We start from the raw sequence: 15,374 nt of genomic DNA on the forward strand, positions 1-15,374 counted from the left end.
AAGCTACTCCTCTTTTTACTACTTTATAATTTCATCAATAATCCCATATTCCTTCGCTTCTTCTGCACTCATAAAATAATCTCGATCTGTATCCCTCGCTACCTTCTCCACAGGCTGGCCAGTTCGGTCGGAAATAATTTTGTTGATATGTTCACGAAGTTTGATAATCCGTTTGGCTGAGATTTCGATTTCTGTTGCTTGGCCCCTCGCTCCCCCAAGAGGCTGATGAATCATGATCTCACTATTCGGGAGTGCCATCCTCTTTCCTTTTGTTCCAGCGAGTAAGAGCATCGCCCCAAAGGAAGCAGCCATCCCTGTACAGATCGTTCTAACATCTGGTTTAATGTATTGCATCGTATCATATATCGCAAACCCCGCCGAAGTGGAACCTCCAGGACTATTAATATAGATAGAAATGTCTTTCTCGGGTTGATCTGCTGCTAAAAATAATAACTGTGCTACTACGTTATTAGCTACAGCATCATTAATCTCCTCACCGATCATAATAATTCGATCCTTTAAAAGTCTAGAGTAAATATCGTACGAACGTTCTCCGCGATTTGATTGTTCGATAACATATGGAATTAAACTCATATTTGTTTCCTCCTTCGTTTCACTTGCATAAAATTATGCAGCCATATAGACAGTGCCTGAAGGACGATTGAAGAGAGGTGATGGTTTTTTCATCGTGCAAGTTAGGGTATCATCTTTTCGTAACGAGCGAATGTTCGGAATGGAACGAATGAGTGGTGACGGATCATGGGCTTTGAAAGATTCATAAAGAATGATCTCGATATGTTGGCGTTCATCCTCATTCCAATATTGTTCAATTAAAGGATTGGTTTTTTCTGAGTCCTTTTTTCCAAGGCGCTGTTTTGCCCGAAAGATGGCCGCCTTTACAGCCGCTTCAGAAGTATCCAAAAGCTCCGCTATTTCCGAAAGTTGAAACTGAAATCCTTCTTTTAAGGCAAACATAATTGCTTGTTTCGGGGTTAATTGATGAATCAGTTGTTGAATGGCTTCAAAGCGGTTAACAATTTGTTCTGTCTCGTTTTGAGATTGTTCAGGAATATCTTCGAGAGTTTCTTTGTTGCGCTTTCTTATGGTGTCGATCCATTCATTATGAGCAATCTTATTCACAAGCGCGGCAGAAATTTCCGGCTGATACTTATAATGAAGCCAAGCTTTCAGGAACGATTCCTGAGCCAAATCCTCTCCAACCCATTTATTTTGGGAAATGAACTGACAATATCGTTGAAGCTTTGAATAAAGTTCCTCGATTTCTTCCTCACGTGTAAGCCTAGGGTGTTCCTTAATATCCGTCTCCTGTTTCCTAACTTTACTTTGCACAACCATCACTCCTTCAGCACTCTCTATCCTTTAAACGAAGAATGGAGAAATAAAGATACGGGGTCACCATTTTTTTAGTTTATACGAAATGTATGTGGTGGTACCACTATTGGGAACAAAAAAATGTGACTACTCTAAATCGAATAGTCACATTTGACTTCATGGAAACAGCTTTAACTTTTTTACTTCCTCTTCATGATTGGTCACCATTTCATCAAAAAGTTCTTCTGTCGTTTTATTTTCGGTAGAAATCCCTAATTTCTTTGCCGCCTGAAGAATTTTTGCTTCTCGTACTTCATGTGCTAACTGACGGAAATCCTTATTTTCTGTAGATATCCCCAATTCTTTTGCTTCTTTCTTGATACTGGTTTCACGAACTTCTTTGGCTAGTTCTGTGAGTTCTTTCCCCTCAGTGGAAATGCCGAGTTCCTTCGCCTCTGATTTAATGATGGTTTCTCGTATTTCTTTTGCTAACGTGTCACTATCTTTTCCATCCGTTTTGATACCAAGCTCGTCTGCTTGTTTTTTAATAAACGTTTCTTTTACTTCTTTCGCTAAAGTGTCAAAGTTCTTTCCCTCCGTTATTATTCCGAGCTCTTCCGCCTTCTTCTTGATCATGGCTTCACGAACTTCTTTCGCTATCGTCTCGGAATCTTTTCCCTCAGTAGAAATCCCTAACTCTTTCGCTTTTTTCTCAAGAAACTCCGGACTGTGGTGGAAATGTCCTTTATGAGCATGCGCTTCTTTCGACCCCACTTCCACCTTTTCCTCCGTTGCTGCAAGTGCTTGAACAGAACCGAGCAACCCAAAAACTAGAGCAACCAGAAATAATCCTTTGATTTTTTTCACCATTTCTTTCCTCCTTCATCTTATGTTTTGTACTACAGAAGGTAGGATGTCCAGAAATTATTACCAATTTATGAACAAATGATGAAAGTATCATTAAACAATTTTGTACTCACTTTTCTTAACGCAGCTTTCTTCCATTATCACATCAAGAATTTCCTCGGTATAGTGATGAAAAGTTGGATTCGACCGACTTCTTGGCCTAGGTAAATCAATTTTTTTGTTCATCACTACTTCCCCCTCTCCAATCACAATGACTCGGTCGGATAGAAGAACGGCTTCCTCGACATCATGCGTGACCAAAATCGCGGTGAGTCGATTCTCTTTCCATACGGATTCAATGAGGTTTTGCATTTCCATTCGAGTTAACGCGTCAAGCGCTCCTACTAGTGGCTCATCTAACAGCAGCTCTAGTGCTATCGGTGCTTTTGTCCACCTGATAACGAAGATGGTAATGGTCTGTCATAGGAATTATCCAAGGAATTAGCTTTTCCCTCCATATACAATTGAACATTCCCTTTTCCTCCATTCTTACTGTTTTACTGCCTTGTTGACTTTTACTAAATTATAAACTAATACTTTTTAACAGATTTAAGTTTGTTCTTTTCTAGGAAGTTTGTATTCTCTCATTTAAAAGGATTAATATGACGATTTTGTTACCATACATGTAACAAAGTTGAAAAATTGCAAAAGGTGAACCTAGTGGCTCACCTTTTTAAATGTTTATCAAAAAATTGTTGTACCGTATTTAATATTTCCGGTTGGGAAAAGCCGCCGTGACCAGCTCCTTTAATTTTAATCATGGTTGCTTCTACGTTTGCATTTTTTAGTGCTTCGAATAACAGAACACTTTGATTGTAAGGAACCCTAAGATCTTTGTCTCCATGCATAATTAGAAACGGTGGATCATGCTTGGTTATGTACGTGATGGGGTTGGCGCGTTTCACTTTTTCCTTATTTTCCTGAAGAGGTCCACCAATGAGCACTGATTCTGGTGAGTTTGGCGAGTCAAAATCAACATCGGCGGGATATTTACTCATCTGTAACATATCTGTCGGTCCATACCAATCGACAACAGCTTGCACAGAGCTTGACTCATTTAGGTATTCACCATCCCCTTCTAGTTCACGGACTTCTCCTGTGGTTCCTAGTAAAGCAGCTAAGTGACCACCAGAAGAATTACCCCATACACCGATTCGAAGGGGATTGATATTGTATTGAGATGCGTGTGCACGTAAATAACGTACGGCGTTTTTTACATCGTATAGCTGGGTCGGAAATTTTCCTTCATGACTGGTTCGATGCTCAATACTTGCCACCACATAGCCATTTTGGGCGAATCTCACTAATTGCGGGATGAACTCGAAGGTCTTTTGAGGATGATGGAATCCCCAGCCCCCTCCCTTTATAAACACAATCAATGGACGAGGTTTTGATTTTTGTTTTGGTAGCAGGATGTGCATATGTAAGGGTTTGACCTCTGTCTTGGCGTACACAATATTTGCTTGAAGATGTACGCCGTTATAGGCTGATTTTTTCGTTGGAATGGTTTGAATTTCATCGTTATTTTTAGCATAAGAGCTGCATGTAGTTAAATTTGTTATGGCGACGATGATTAATAAAAGAATGCTTTTTTTCATATGAAATCAACTCGTTTTGATTATTTGGATTGATGATGGTGTATGTGTTTGTTTTGTATGGGAATGAATGCGTCATTCGGACAGTGTATTGGTTGTTGATGCTGTCGCTGTCCAAATCAGGCCTTTATTCACACTATAAACTTCTATATTTTATTAAATTACCCAAATGTTTCAATTTTATGAGAACTAGACCAACCCAACCCTTTTAGTTGGTAAAAAGACAAAATTACGTTATCCTTAGAGTGAAAAAATTATAAAGGTAGGGAAATTTATGGATCAGATTATGTTTATTGAAACAGGAATGGGGATTGATGTTCACGGTCAAAACGTGACGAAAGCAGCAATTCGCGCGGTTCAAAATGCAATTCATTTTAACTCAATGCCAGGTATTCGAACGGTTCTTCCTGAGAACAAGCTGGAAAATATGAAGGTAAATGTGAAATTGGCGGTTCCTGGTGATAAAGAGTTGCTAGATATTGAAGCAGTGAAAGCAGTTCTTCCGTACGGAGAGGTGACTGTTCACGTTCAGGATGGAGGAATGCTAACAACAAGCGGAATCGTTCTTCCTGATAAAGAAGATAAAAATGATTTGATGTATATAGTTGTAGCAGCTGTTGAGGTTGGATATTAGATATTAAAGGGCGGAAAATTTCTTTCCGCCCTTTTTATGGTTTACCTCTGTGCAGGTGAAAGTGATTGTTCTGTAGGATAGATCTTTGTAAAAGTCAAACGAACAACTGGACCGACAATAACAAGCTGTAGTGGCAAGGCTGCGATAAAATTGAAACCTACACCTTTAACATACGCGACTGGAAGTTCCGCGCTAATTCCAACATTCATGATTGCACCATAAAGAGACATTAGTAAAACCATGCCTGAAACCATAAAAAATGACATGAATAGGATTTTTTTAATTAATGGATCTCCGTTCTTTACGATTTTGGTTACAACGGATTTTGATAGGGGTGAATATAATGAGTGAATTGAATTTGTTCGGACTAATTGATTTAGTCAGTGAAAAACACGCCGAGCTTAGAGGTGAGGTCCGTCAGCGCTGCATTCAAAATGGAAATGAAGATGTCACCCCACAAGAATACTACTTAATGACAAGGCTAGAAAAACACAGGAATTAACCATTGCCGAAACGGCTAGGAAAATGAATATTTCCAGACAAGCTGCCCATAAATGTGCTAAGGGCTTGATAGAAAAAGGGTTGATTGTAGCGGAAACATCTGAGGAAAACTTACGTGAAAAACTGTTGCAGTTAACCATTAAAGGGCTAGAAAGCTGCAAAGAAATGAAAGAGATTAAAGAACAAATTGAAAAAGAAATCACAGACACTTTGGGGCAAGAAAAAGTGACTATTTTAAAAGACATATTAAAAGTTAACTGGTATAGAAGCTGAAACCCACTTCCCTTTGTATACTTATATACGAAAAAGACAGATTACTTACCGAAACCAAGCCTCCATGCAAGCAAGCATTAGATATTTAAAAAGAAAAGACGCTACCCTTATTGGATAGCGTCTAGAACTTATATTGAAATCTTCTCAGGTTCTTCTATTGCTGGTTTCACGACGGCAGCTTTTCGTACGAAAAGTAAATACGATAGAAAAGCTAAAAAGCTAGCGCCAAAGATAATAGATCCCATCGGAATGGCTGAATTCTCACCTGCAATCCCTACAAGTGGGGACGAAATAGAGCCTAGGATAAATGGTAATAACCCTAATAGAGCAGATGCACTACCAGCGATATGCCCTTGTGACTCCATTGCAAGTGAAAACGATGTGGTTCCAATAATCCCGATCGATGCAACGAAGAAGAAGATAGGAATAACCACAGCAATTAATGGAGCCTTTAGTAATAACGCAACAAGAAGAATCGCACCTGATACATTTGAAATGGTTAGACCAATAACTAAAAAGGTCTTTTCTGATATCACGTCTACGAACTTTCCAACTGCCTGACTTCCTAGAATCAAGCCAATTCCGTTCAATCCGAATAACAAACTAAATACTTGTGGTGAAACTCCATAAATATTTTGATACACAAATGGAGTACCCGAAACATAAGCAAAAATCCCAGCCACGATGAATCCTTGTGTAAAAGCATAACCCGTAAACTGACGATCTTTTAATAAAGTTCCAAAATTCCTAAATGTTTGGCCAATATTACTTGGAACACGCTTTTCTGTTGGAAGTGATTCTTCCAGCTTTGAAAAGACCGTGAAAAATAAAACTAGACCGACAACACTTAAAACGGCAAACACTCCCGTCCAATTTGTAAAGGCTAAGATTGCGCCCCCTGCTACAGGAGCGATAATGGGACCCAGATTACTTACTAATGTTAATAACGCAAAAAACTTCGTTAATTCTCTACCGCTAAACTTATCACGAACGACGGCTCTAGAAATAACGATGCCGCCTGCTGCTGAAAATCCTTGCAAGAAACGAGCAGCAATGAAGAAATAAATATTGGGAGCAAATGCACAAATGGCAGAGGCGATTAAATACATAATAAGAAATATTAATAATGGTTTTTTCCGTCCTTGCACATCACTCATTGGGCCGATAATTAATTGCCCTAGTCCTAAGCCTAACAAACATGAAGTTAAACTGATTTGAACGAAAGATGCCGTTGTACCGAACTCTTCCACAATAGTCGGAAAAGAAGGCAAATACATATCGATGGTAAAGGGACCTAAGATCGCCAGAGACCCTAGAAGCAATGCCAGCTGTAAACGCTTTGTACCTGTTAGATTGTTCAAGTTCCTCTCGCCTTTCTTTTTAAATATGAAGATCATAATTTCCTAAGATTGTAACTTTACCATTCTATAACATTGCCTTAGTAAAGTAAATTGTTTCGGTCGTTGAAATATATAATAAAATTTATTAAATTTTTGTATGCGGTTACAGCAGGCGACGCGGCTTTAAAAATTGACGAAGCCGATAGAAAAAGACTAAAATTTGAATAAAGCCTAAAATTCAGAGTATTTTTACAATTCGTTGAGAGGGTTGACAATTATGCAGGATGAACAGCTTACTAGTAAAGAGTTTAATAAAGATGGATCTTTCAAAAGACAAGGCAATCGATTTTCAACTCCTTTTGGTGACGGTCCCTGTGAGTTACCGATTGAGTCTGGCCGTTACCGCTTGTTATGGTCTCAAGCATGTCCTTGGGCACATCGCTCTGTTATTGTTCGCAGATTGCTAGGGTTAGAGGATGTGATTAGTTTGGGAACAGTGAGTCCCATTCGTCCCCACCTCCCTCATGTCGATTGGGAGTTTTCTCTAGATAAGGACGGTGTAGATCCGATTCTCGGTATTCGATACATGAGTGAAATCTATACAAAAACCGATCCGGAATATTCTGGCCGACCAACCGTTCCTGTAATGGTGGACGTGAAAGACCATAAAGCGGTTAACAATGACTATTTCAAATTAACCAATTACTTAGAAACCGTGTGGGCTCCCTTTCACAAAGTAAATGCTCCTATTCTGTACCCTGATCATCTTCAAAATGAGATTGATGATTTAAACACAATCATTTTTAACGATATTAATAATGGTGTTTACAAATGCGGTTTTGCGAAATCGCAAGAAGCATATGAACAGGCGTATGATACGTTGTTTGCTCGACTCGATGAGTTTGAGGAGCGCTTATCCAAAAAACGGTTTTTACTTGGGGACTATATCACCGATTCAGATGTTCGTCTTTTTGCTACATTAGTCCGATTTGATGCAGCTTACTATACTCGTTTTAATACTAACCGACAGCTCATTCGTCAATACGAAAATCTATGGGGATATGCTCGTGATCTCTACCAGACTATGGGATTTGGTGATACAACTGACTTTGATGCTATAAAAAAACACTACCACACATCTATAACGATTGATCCAAGCAATACCTCCGTGAAAATATTGCCGAAAGGACCTGATTTATCAGATTGGAACATGGAGCATAATCGTCATTTACTAAGTAATCAATTAGACAAATTTCTAAGGAAGTTAGAGGTGTAACATTATGATTATTCGTGAGGCAAAAGAGACTGAAATCCCTTTTATACGGGAACAACGTGTGAATGCGTATACGGAGCATGCGGAGAAAATTCCGAATGCACATTGGGAGGCGCTTAAAAAAGCCATCTCTTCTAATGCCGACAGTCAGCCGGGTGTGGAGCTACTTGTGGCAGAAGTAGAGGGCACAATCGTTGGCAGTGTGGCTCTTTTTCCAGCTAAAACGGATGCGTATGAGGGGATGGTTGACGAACTGGATCACCCTGAAATTCGTGCCTTGGCTGTTGCTGAAGAATTCAGAGGAAAAGGAATTGCATCTGCTTTAATTAAAGAGTGCATTCAACGATCTAAGACCAAGGGTTACCAAGCGATTGGGTTACATACAGGAGAGTTTATGACAAATGCGATCAAACTTTATAAACATTTTGGTTTCGAACGTCTGCCACAATACGACTTTGAGCCAGCTAATGATGGCATTATAGTGAAGGCATTTCGTTTATCAATTTAGAAAAAAAGGATATGTTCATGGTGAACATATCCTTACTCCATTAAATGAGCTCTACTATTCTTTCATAAGTCGTCATAAACACATCTAAGTCTGGGTCTTCCCCTTTTTTCTTTATCACATTAAATTTAGATAGGTCAAAATAATGGGTGGGTTGGACCTCGTGCCTCGCGAGACAATTTTTCGTACAAGCCAACGGACAGCCATCAATGGCGATGATTGTCCTCCCTGATTTCGCTGTTTTTACAAGTGGCTTAACATCTCCCCCAACTCCAACTATGCAAGACATTTCGGCGATGTCCTCCCGATCCATTTTGACTGCGATCAAGTTTGCGGTTTGTGCGGCTGAAGAACAGCCTGAGCATGAATATACCAACGGCAAATGTGTTCTTTTCATCAGAACTCCTCCTTTACAGTTTCTTTTTCAAACTGTTCTGATTTTTATTTACTGTAAAGGAAATGTTGGATTGGATTCTGTGAAGAATGTTACTTTTTTTATTAAATTGAAAAAATTTAAAGAAAAGCTCTTCGTTTACTTGTAATTCACGCATAGCTCTTCCTACCTATAGGGTTAGAAAAAGAGGACGTGCTTTTTGTAAATGTAGATTAATAGAATGCAAAGGGACGCTAATAGGCGTTCTTTTTTTGCTCAAATTTATAACAACAGAAAATTACACGACAAGAATCGACGGAAATCAGGAAGGTTGGATCAAGGATATTCTCCCTATAATGTTATTTTAAGATAAATAACTTGGGAAATAATTGCCGCGAGAAAAAACCTAGTTGTACAAACGTTGTACAACTAGGTTTTTATGTAGAGATATTAAGTATGGACTTGAAAATTGTTAATGAAGACCGTTAGCGCAGGTATTTCTGATTGTAACGTCCTTCATCGGGCTCATGAAGACCGTTAGCGCCTAGTATTTCTACCATAACGTCCTTCATAGGCGTTATGAAGAACGTTTCGTATTGCCTTTACCACAGAAACAGCCTTCATTTAGGTATATTTTCCATTTTAGCGTTGTGCCGTCTTTATTTCCGTGCCTCTGTCTGTACCCGTTCTAGAAACTCCATCACCACATCATGATTACTCTTCTTCCCAGCAAGCTTTAGCATCGCTCTGCCAACAAAGTTGACCCCTTTGTTCTCCCCTTCGTATATCAATCTTGTTTGGGAATCATCGACCTTTATTAGTGTAAAAGTTAGGGTAACTGCAAAGGCTTTTCCTAAAACAAACTGAATTTGTTTTTTCTTTTCCCCTTCCCTGTCTTCATAAATGAGCGTTTTTACAATATAGGTTTCTAGTCTTTTCCCCTCGCGATAGGTTTATCGATGCTTGGCTCCTGCTTCGCTTTCCCTTTTTTCAATTAAGATACCCGTTAACTTTGCAAATTCACTGATTTTATACATTTCGTCCTCCCACCCTTAGGATACACTGTGGGGTGCACAACACAGTCAAATTTTTTTCTTAAAAAAACGAATGAGCAGCTCTCTCATTCGTCATTCTTTCTTATTTCTTCTGTTGTTTATACAAATCAATGGTTTTATAGCCTTGTGAGAGGACTTCGACCATTTGCCCGCGGCGCTTGTCTCTTGTTTATTGCTGTTTCGCTGAAAAAATGAATCTCGCCCAGTCTTTTCTGTATCCCGGGGTCAAGCTCTGGTAAAACGCAAGTTCGTTCGGTGTGTCTGCTAATAATGCTTCCACATCTGTAATATTGTCCTCATAATCAGCTACACATTGACTGGCAGCTGGAGTTTTCTTCATTTTCTTTTTCTCTCGCTTTAAGCTAACAACAGTAAACACATCGTCCATACTAACCATACGTCCAAATTTTATCTCACTGTCTCCAATATATCCGTCCTCCCCTACACTCATCGCAGGAAAGATATCGTCTCTATGTAAATATGAACTATATCGTTTATTGCCCTTTTTCGGATAGGCGAAGAAAAGATAGCCCTTTTCAAGTAATAATTGATTCTTAATGACATGCTGTGTATGAGCGACCATTTCGTCCAGTGTTTCAATGAAAATGAAAACCGCATCATGATCTCTTCTTAATTCGGTAGGATAACCTGTAAAAATATCATAATCACTTGGCTGGTTAATTACTACCATATTTGTATACTTTTCTAGTTTTAATTTTTCGACGATTGACATAGTTGGCTCCCTTACCGCCTTCAATTATAAGTCTCTTTTCTTATATATAGTTATATCATACTATTGTTTTAGGAAAGGATGTTTTTCACTTGATTATCTTTATATTTCACACTACAATCAGTAGTGGAAGGTGATTAACTTGTCTATTAAGCGATTTAAGTACAATGAAGAAGGTCTTTCTCGTTTCTTTGGTCCGTTAGAAGCAAGAATTATGGAGCTTTTCTGGGACAGGGAACAAGGTGAATACAGTATAAAAGAAGTACAGCAAAGCCTTGATTCTGAAAAAAATATCAACTTTAATACCGTTATGACGGTTATGAATCGACTGGTAGACAAAGGGGTACTAAAAAAGCGAGTAAGTGGACGTGTTTCCCTTTTTAGTCCTATTCAAACCAAAGAGGAATTTTTGGAAGAACAGTCCAAAAAACTGACCGAAAATCTACTCGATGAATTCGGTGGCGTTGTGATCAGCCACATGATTGATTCCCTCACCGACGTGGATGAAACTCTATTAAATAAACTCGAACAAAAAATTCAACAACTTAAAAAGGACAAGTTATGATGTGGTGGAAAAAGAAATCACTCTACTTACTATTTCTAAGCCTTGGGTTAGCAACCCTCATATGGGTTCAAATGGGAATGTTTCTTACTCATTTGATTTTTGGTACACAGCTAAAAATGAACTTTTTTAAATTTTGCTTAAGCTTGTTTATGGAAGATTCGTTCTATTATTTTTTAGTTATTTTTCTCTTTAACACCCTCCTCACCTATATTTTATTAATCACCTTTATAAAAATAGGTAGACAAGTAATTGTATCTAAAAGGTTTTCTAGACGATTATTGAAATGTAAGGACAACGAGTTAACCTCGTTGATTCGAACTACGTTTGGTCATAACGATCGACTAATCGTTGTCAAAAGTAGTTCCGTACTTGCCTTCACCATGGGGTACATCAAACCTACAATTGTCTTATCAACCGGTTTAATCCAGTTGCTTGAAAAAGATGAGTTGAGAGCAGTGATTGAGCACGAGACCTTCCATAAAAACAACCGTGATCCTTTGAAGGTCTATTTGCTAGAGATCATTGCCCAGTCTCTGTGGTTCATTCCGCTAACGCATTGGTGTCAACAAAATTACAGTATCATTAGTGAAATTCTTGCAGATGAGTATGCGGTACGAAAAATGGGGTCAGAAATGGAGCTGAGTACGGCATTAATCAAGTTGATTAAGTATCATGTTTCATTAAAGACTACCCCTTCTTTGGTTCATTTTTCTGGGGGTTCTATTAACTTTCGGCTACAGCAATTAGTCGAACCAAAAGAAGCGATTCCAATCAAGTTGACCACAAAAACCATTTTCATTTCGGTTCACGTGTTACTTTTTTTCATAGGCATGGTTTTACTCACCACTGCCTAATCTTTTTGTGTATTACACTACACTGTGTAGTTTAAAATAAAATGAGAGGAGAATGAATCAATGAACAAACATGAAATAGGTGCCCTAATTCTAAGGGTTGTACTAGGAATTACCTTCTTTATCCATGGTTTAGCCAAATTGCAAGGAGGAATTGAAAATACGGCTGGATGGTTTGCAAGTATTGGTTTGCCAGGAATACTTGCTTATGTAGTTGCTGGAATTGAGCTACTTGGAGGTGTTGCCTTAATCATTGGACTAGGAACGAAATTTGTTTCAGCCCTGTTTGCACTTATCATGTTAGGTGCAATTGTAAAAGTCAAAATTGGCGCAGGTTTCATGGGAGGATATGAATTAGATGTTGTTTTACTTGCTATCGCTGTCTTTTTATCACTAACCGGCAGCTCTTTGTTCAGTCTAGATTCGAAAATTCCTACGAAAGAAACTCCCCCTCAAATATAAGACAAGGTTATGGTGTAACAATGAAAACAAAACGATTATTTAGCTTATTAGCTATCCTCCTTTTGCTCTTACCCGCTTGCGGAACAGAGAAAATGGATGGAACGCTGGTTTTGGTTGACCAAAATAAGAAGGAAGTGACCTTCCCACAAGAGAAACCAACACTATTCTTTTTTATCACCACATACACCTGAACACACTGCCAACAGCAGCTGGTTCAGCTGCATGAAAATATCTCACAATTAGAAGATTTAGATGTAAATATGTATATTGTTAGTGGCGATACCCCTGATCAGCAATTGCTGTTATATCAAGCATTAGTGGACATGTTCGGTAGTAGCATCCCTTTCATATCTGACCCTGAATTAGAATTGATCGATTTATTTGGGATGAAAAATGGTGATATGGCTTATAGAGGCTATGGAATGTTGAACAGTGATGGTGAGGTCGTATTTCATACCATTAATGACCTTTGGGGTGAGGAGTTTGACAAGACTTTAAAGGAAATTAAAAAAGAGTACGCAGGTATCTCAAACTAGCTATTTTTTGACCGCAGATGTTTCTACGGTCTTTTTTTCGTCTTTAACATTAAAACACGAAAAATAGGCAAAAATAGAATCTATAGATAGATGAGCAGGTGGTGGTTTTTATGGACACTATTGAAGAAAACCTTGAAGACGTACGGTTCTTAGAAGATGAGTTATTTATGCTCGATGCTAGAGGATGGCTTGAGAATGAATTTTTAACTTGGGAATGGTGGATCTTACTCTGTTTTTTGTTGTTCCATGGATTTTCTGGTTTGTTATGAAAAAAAGAAAATGGTTTGTGGAGTCTCTTCTATTCGGTATGATCGTGATGAATGTGACTCTTCTTTTGGATACTGTAGGAATGCAGTTTTCCTTTTGGGAGTATCCGGTAGAGTTTCTACCCGTCATACCAAGGGGATTTCCATTTGATGTTTCCATGGTACCTGTAGCTTTTATCCTACTATTTCAATATTTTCAAACATGGAAATCCTTCATTATTGCCCAAGTCATCATGGCAATTGCGTATGCCTTTATCGGTGAACCCTTTTGTGAATGGCTCCACCTCGTTCGGTATTTCAAATGGAATTACTTGTATTCATTCGTTTATTACATTATTCTTGGTATTGTCGTCCGAGCACTTATTTTAAAATGTATGATGGTTTCAAAGCGCTATTATGAAAAAAAATGGAGTCCTTCATGAAATTAAAAACTCAACTAATCATCGCTTTTATAATCAGCCTAGTGTCTTTACTAGCATTTAGTGTAATGGCTCTTTTAGTAAGAAGAAATACGATTGTTTCTTTTGATAGCAGCATCATTTCGTATGTTCAAGGTCTTGAGACTCCTTGGTTGACCACGGTTATGAGATTTTTCACTTTTATTGGGGATACCATACCAGTGATCCTCCTTTCACTTGTCAGTCTCTTTCTACTATATAAGGTTTTGAACCACCGAGCTGAGCTTATTCTGTTTATCGCCGTTGTTGGAGGGGCGAATATCCTTTTTCTTACCTTAAAAATGTTCTTTCAACGGGCAAGACCTGATTTGCATCGCCTAGCGGAAGCGACTAATTATAGCTTTCCAAGTGGTCATGCTACAATGGCTTTCTCGTTATATGGAGTACTAACCTTTCTTTTATGGCGTCATATTAATACTTCTTTCAAAAGGACGATTCACATAATTGTGAGTAGTATCGTGATCGTTTCCATAGGTATAAGCCGAATTTACCTTGGTGTTCATTATCCGAGTGACATTTTGGCGGGGTATTTTATTAGTGCTTTTTGGCTTACGTTAGCCATTGGATTTTTTCAGCGTTATATGGATAAAAGAAAAAGGAAAGTGAGCAGTCCCTCTGGCTAATGCTCACTTTCCTTTTGTTAATATACCTTATCTCCGTTAAAGATCGAATTCTTCACGATCACATAATCGACCGTTCGAATGGCTGACAGCTTGTTTCCTCCTGCATAGGAAATGGATGATTGTAAATCTTGCTCCATTTCAATCAACGTATCTTTTAATGCCCCTCTGAATTCCACGTGCATTTTCTTTCCTTCGACATTTTTTCGTTCACCCTTTTGAAATTCAGAGGCAGAACCAAAGTACTCCTTATACTTTTTCCCCTCTTTCTCTACCGTTTCTCCCGGTGATTCTTCATGTCCCGCAAAGAGCGAACCTATCATGACCAGGGATGCACCGAAGCGAACCGATTTAGCAATATCTCCGTTAGTCCGAATGCCCCCATCTGCAATAATGGGCTTGCTAGCGGCTTTCGCACACCAGCGTAAGGCCGCTAATTGCCAACCCCCTGTTCCGAAGCCTGTTTTTATTTTTGTTATACAAACTTTCCCTGGTCCAATCCCAACCTTTGTCGCGTCTGCCCCTGCGTTCTCTAACTCTCTAACTGCCTCTGGAGTTCCCACATTGCCTGCAATCACAAAGCTAGCAGGCAAATGCTTTTTAATGTGGTGAATCATATTGATTACTGCATTCGAATGACCATGGGCAATATCAATCGTTATAAATTCAGGAGACAGATGTTCCTTTGCTAGTTGTTCAATAAATGGATACTCCTCTTCCTTCACTCCCACACTGATCGAAGCGTACAAGCCACGAGCCTTCATATCTTTAACAAAATCCATTCGCGTTTCTGGTTGAAATCGGTGCATAATGTAAAAATAATTATTTTCTGCTAGGAAAACAGATATTCTTTCATCAACAATGGTCTGCATGTTCGCAGGCACCACCGGCAATCGAAACGTGTGACCTCCAAACGTCACACTCGTATCACACTCCGTGCGACTGTTCACGATCGATTTGTTTGGGATCAATTGTATATCTTCATAATCAAATACGTTATCCATCACTATCACCTCTATGTATTGAATAAGCTTAGTATGACCTTTCCCCTCTTAATCATGTTTCTTGGAAGATCGTTTTGAAACCTTTTTAGAGGTAA

The 15,374-nt window shown here is 38.8% G+C and carries 20 protein-coding genes and 3 pseudogenes; 13 read left to right on the forward strand and 10 right to left on the reverse strand.

All coding sequences use genetic code 11. The features are described 5' to 3' along the window. Positions 1-18: 18 nt before the first annotated feature. From clpP to MKX65_RS10600, 5 genes and pseudogenes are all read right to left on the reverse strand, one after another. Positions 19-603: pseudogene (gene clpP, locus MKX65_RS10580) on the reverse strand (ATP-dependent Clp endopeptidase proteolytic subunit ClpP); the annotation flags it as partial. A 24-nt stretch (positions 604-627) separates the two neighbouring features. After that, positions 628-1,350: a sigma-70 family RNA polymerase sigma factor gene (locus tag MKX65_RS10585; protein WP_340903551.1), complete on the reverse strand. Its 723-nt coding sequence runs from the start codon at positions 1,348-1,350 to the stop codon at positions 628-630. 159 nt (positions 1,351-1,509) lie between these two features. Beyond that, positions 1,510-2,202: a hypothetical protein gene (locus MKX65_RS10590; RefSeq protein ID WP_340903553.1), complete on the reverse strand. Its 693-nt coding sequence runs from the start codon at positions 2,200-2,202 to the stop codon at positions 1,510-1,512. A gap of 90 nt (positions 2,203-2,292) precedes the next feature. Beyond that, positions 2,293-2,556 (reverse strand): hypothetical protein, encoded by a 264-nt coding sequence (locus MKX65_RS10595; protein ID WP_340903555.1) that lies wholly within the window; start codon positions 2,554-2,556, stop codon positions 2,293-2,295. Positions 2,557-2,903: 347 nt separating this feature from the next. Further along, positions 2,904-3,836, reverse strand: a complete 933-nt coding sequence (locus MKX65_RS10600; protein WP_160546096.1) for a prolyl oligopeptidase family serine peptidase — start codon at positions 3,834-3,836, stop codon at positions 2,904-2,906. 271 nt (positions 3,837-4,107) lie between these two features. Here MKX65_RS10600 and MKX65_RS10605 point away from each other — a divergent pair, with 271 nt between their 5' ends. Continuing rightward, entirely contained in the window at positions 4,108-4,467 is a 360-nt protein-coding gene (locus MKX65_RS10605; protein ID WP_160546097.1) for a Lin0512 family protein, read from the forward strand. 41 nt (positions 4,468-4,508) lie between these two features. On the opposite strand, the gene MKX65_RS10610 is transcribed toward MKX65_RS10605, so the two are convergent. Then, the gene (locus MKX65_RS10610) at positions 4,509-4,733 is read right to left on the reverse strand and encodes a DUF2798 domain-containing protein (protein ID WP_340903557.1); all 225 of its coding nucleotides are present in this window, start codon (positions 4,731-4,733) and stop codon (positions 4,509-4,511) included. 77 nt (positions 4,734-4,810) lie between these two features. On the opposite strand from MKX65_RS10610, the gene MKX65_RS10615 reads away from it, so the two are divergent. Together MKX65_RS10615 and MKX65_RS10620 are read left to right on the forward strand one after the other, a co-directional pair. Beyond that, positions 4,811-4,969, forward strand: a complete 159-nt coding sequence (locus tag MKX65_RS10615; protein ID WP_160546099.1) for a hypothetical protein — start codon at positions 4,811-4,813, stop codon at positions 4,967-4,969. Between the two features lie 65 nt (positions 4,970-5,034). Then, positions 5,035-5,241, forward strand: coding sequence for a hypothetical protein (locus MKX65_RS10620; protein ID WP_340903560.1), 207 nt, complete (start codon positions 5,035-5,037; stop codon positions 5,239-5,241). Between the two features lie 128 nt (positions 5,242-5,369). Here MKX65_RS10620 and MKX65_RS10625 read toward each other — a convergent pair whose 3' ends face one another. Continuing rightward, positions 5,370-6,602 (reverse strand): Bcr/CflA family efflux MFS transporter, encoded by a 1,233-nt coding sequence (locus MKX65_RS10625; protein WP_160546100.1) that lies wholly within the window; start codon positions 6,600-6,602, stop codon positions 5,370-5,372. 256 nt (positions 6,603-6,858) lie between these two features. Between MKX65_RS10625 and MKX65_RS10630 the strand changes: the two genes are divergently transcribed. After that, positions 6,859-7,857 carry a glutathione S-transferase C-terminal domain-containing protein gene (locus tag MKX65_RS10630; RefSeq protein ID WP_160546101.1) on the forward strand — a complete coding sequence of 333 codons (999 nt, stop codon included), beginning with the start codon at positions 6,859-6,861 and terminating at the stop codon, positions 7,855-7,857. Between the two features lie 4 nt (positions 7,858-7,861). After that, positions 7,862-8,362: a GNAT family N-acetyltransferase gene (locus MKX65_RS10635; RefSeq protein WP_160546102.1), complete on the forward strand. Its 501-nt coding sequence runs from the start codon at positions 7,862-7,864 to the stop codon at positions 8,360-8,362. Positions 8,363-8,402: 40 nt separating this feature from the next. Here MKX65_RS10635 and MKX65_RS10640 read toward each other — a convergent pair whose 3' ends face one another. Then, on the reverse strand, positions 8,403-8,756 hold the full coding sequence (locus MKX65_RS10640; RefSeq protein ID WP_160546103.1) for a putative zinc-binding protein: 354 nt from the start codon (positions 8,754-8,756) through the stop codon (positions 8,403-8,405). 1,113 nt (positions 8,757-9,869) lie between these two features. Then, a pseudogene (locus MKX65_RS10645) lies at positions 9,870-10,520 on the reverse strand (YdeI/OmpD-associated family protein). 139 nt (positions 10,521-10,659) lie between these two features. Here MKX65_RS10645 and MKX65_RS10650 point away from each other — a divergent pair. From MKX65_RS10650 to MKX65_RS10685, 8 genes and pseudogenes are all read left to right on the forward strand, one after another. Continuing rightward, entirely contained in the window at positions 10,660-11,082 is a 423-nt protein-coding gene (locus tag MKX65_RS10650; RefSeq protein ID WP_340903562.1) for a BlaI/MecI/CopY family transcriptional regulator, read from the forward strand. Continuing rightward, entirely contained in the window at positions 11,079-11,936 is an 858-nt protein-coding gene (locus MKX65_RS10655; RefSeq protein WP_160546107.1) for a M56 family metallopeptidase, read from the forward strand. The genes MKX65_RS10650 and MKX65_RS10655 overlap by 4 nt, the downstream gene beginning before the upstream one ends. 60 nt (positions 11,937-11,996) lie before the next feature. Continuing rightward, positions 11,997-12,395 carry a DoxX family membrane protein gene (locus tag MKX65_RS10660; protein ID WP_160546108.1) on the forward strand — a complete coding sequence of 133 codons (399 nt, stop codon included), beginning with the start codon at positions 11,997-11,999 and terminating at the stop codon, positions 12,393-12,395. A gap of 20 nt (positions 12,396-12,415) precedes the next feature. Further along, complete coding sequence (locus MKX65_RS10665) at positions 12,416-12,586, forward strand: hypothetical protein (protein WP_340903565.1); 171 nt, start codon at positions 12,416-12,418, stop codon at positions 12,584-12,586. Between the two features lie 15 nt (positions 12,587-12,601). Then, positions 12,602-12,931 (forward strand): annotated as a pseudogene (locus MKX65_RS10670) (peroxiredoxin family protein); the annotation flags it as partial. 110 nt (positions 12,932-13,041) lie between these two features. Further along, a complete protein-coding gene (locus MKX65_RS10675) occupies positions 13,042-13,200 on the forward strand; it encodes a hypothetical protein (protein ID WP_340903567.1) in 159 nt (52 codons plus the stop codon). Then, complete coding sequence (locus tag MKX65_RS10680; protein ID WP_340903569.1) at positions 13,197-13,619, forward strand: CBO0543 family protein; 423 nt, start codon at positions 13,197-13,199, stop codon at positions 13,617-13,619. Before MKX65_RS10675 ends, MKX65_RS10680 begins: the two co-directional genes overlap by 4 nt. After that, positions 13,616-14,278 carry a phosphatase PAP2 family protein gene (locus tag MKX65_RS10685; RefSeq protein WP_160546110.1) on the forward strand — a complete coding sequence of 221 codons (663 nt, stop codon included), beginning with the start codon at positions 13,616-13,618 and terminating at the stop codon, positions 14,276-14,278. The genes MKX65_RS10680 and MKX65_RS10685 overlap by 4 nt, the downstream gene beginning before the upstream one ends. 17 nt (positions 14,279-14,295) lie before the next feature. Here MKX65_RS10685 and guaC read toward each other — a convergent pair whose 3' ends face one another. Continuing rightward, entirely contained in the window at positions 14,296-15,279 is a 984-nt protein-coding gene (guaC, locus tag MKX65_RS10690) for a GMP reductase (RefSeq protein WP_340903570.1), read from the reverse strand. Positions 15,280-15,374 lie beyond the last annotated feature (95 nt).

The organism is Robertmurraya sp. FSL R5-0851 (assembly GCF_038002965.1).
Classification (GTDB): Bacteria; Bacillota; Bacilli; order Bacillales; family Cytobacillaceae; genus Robertmurraya_A; species Robertmurraya_A beringensis.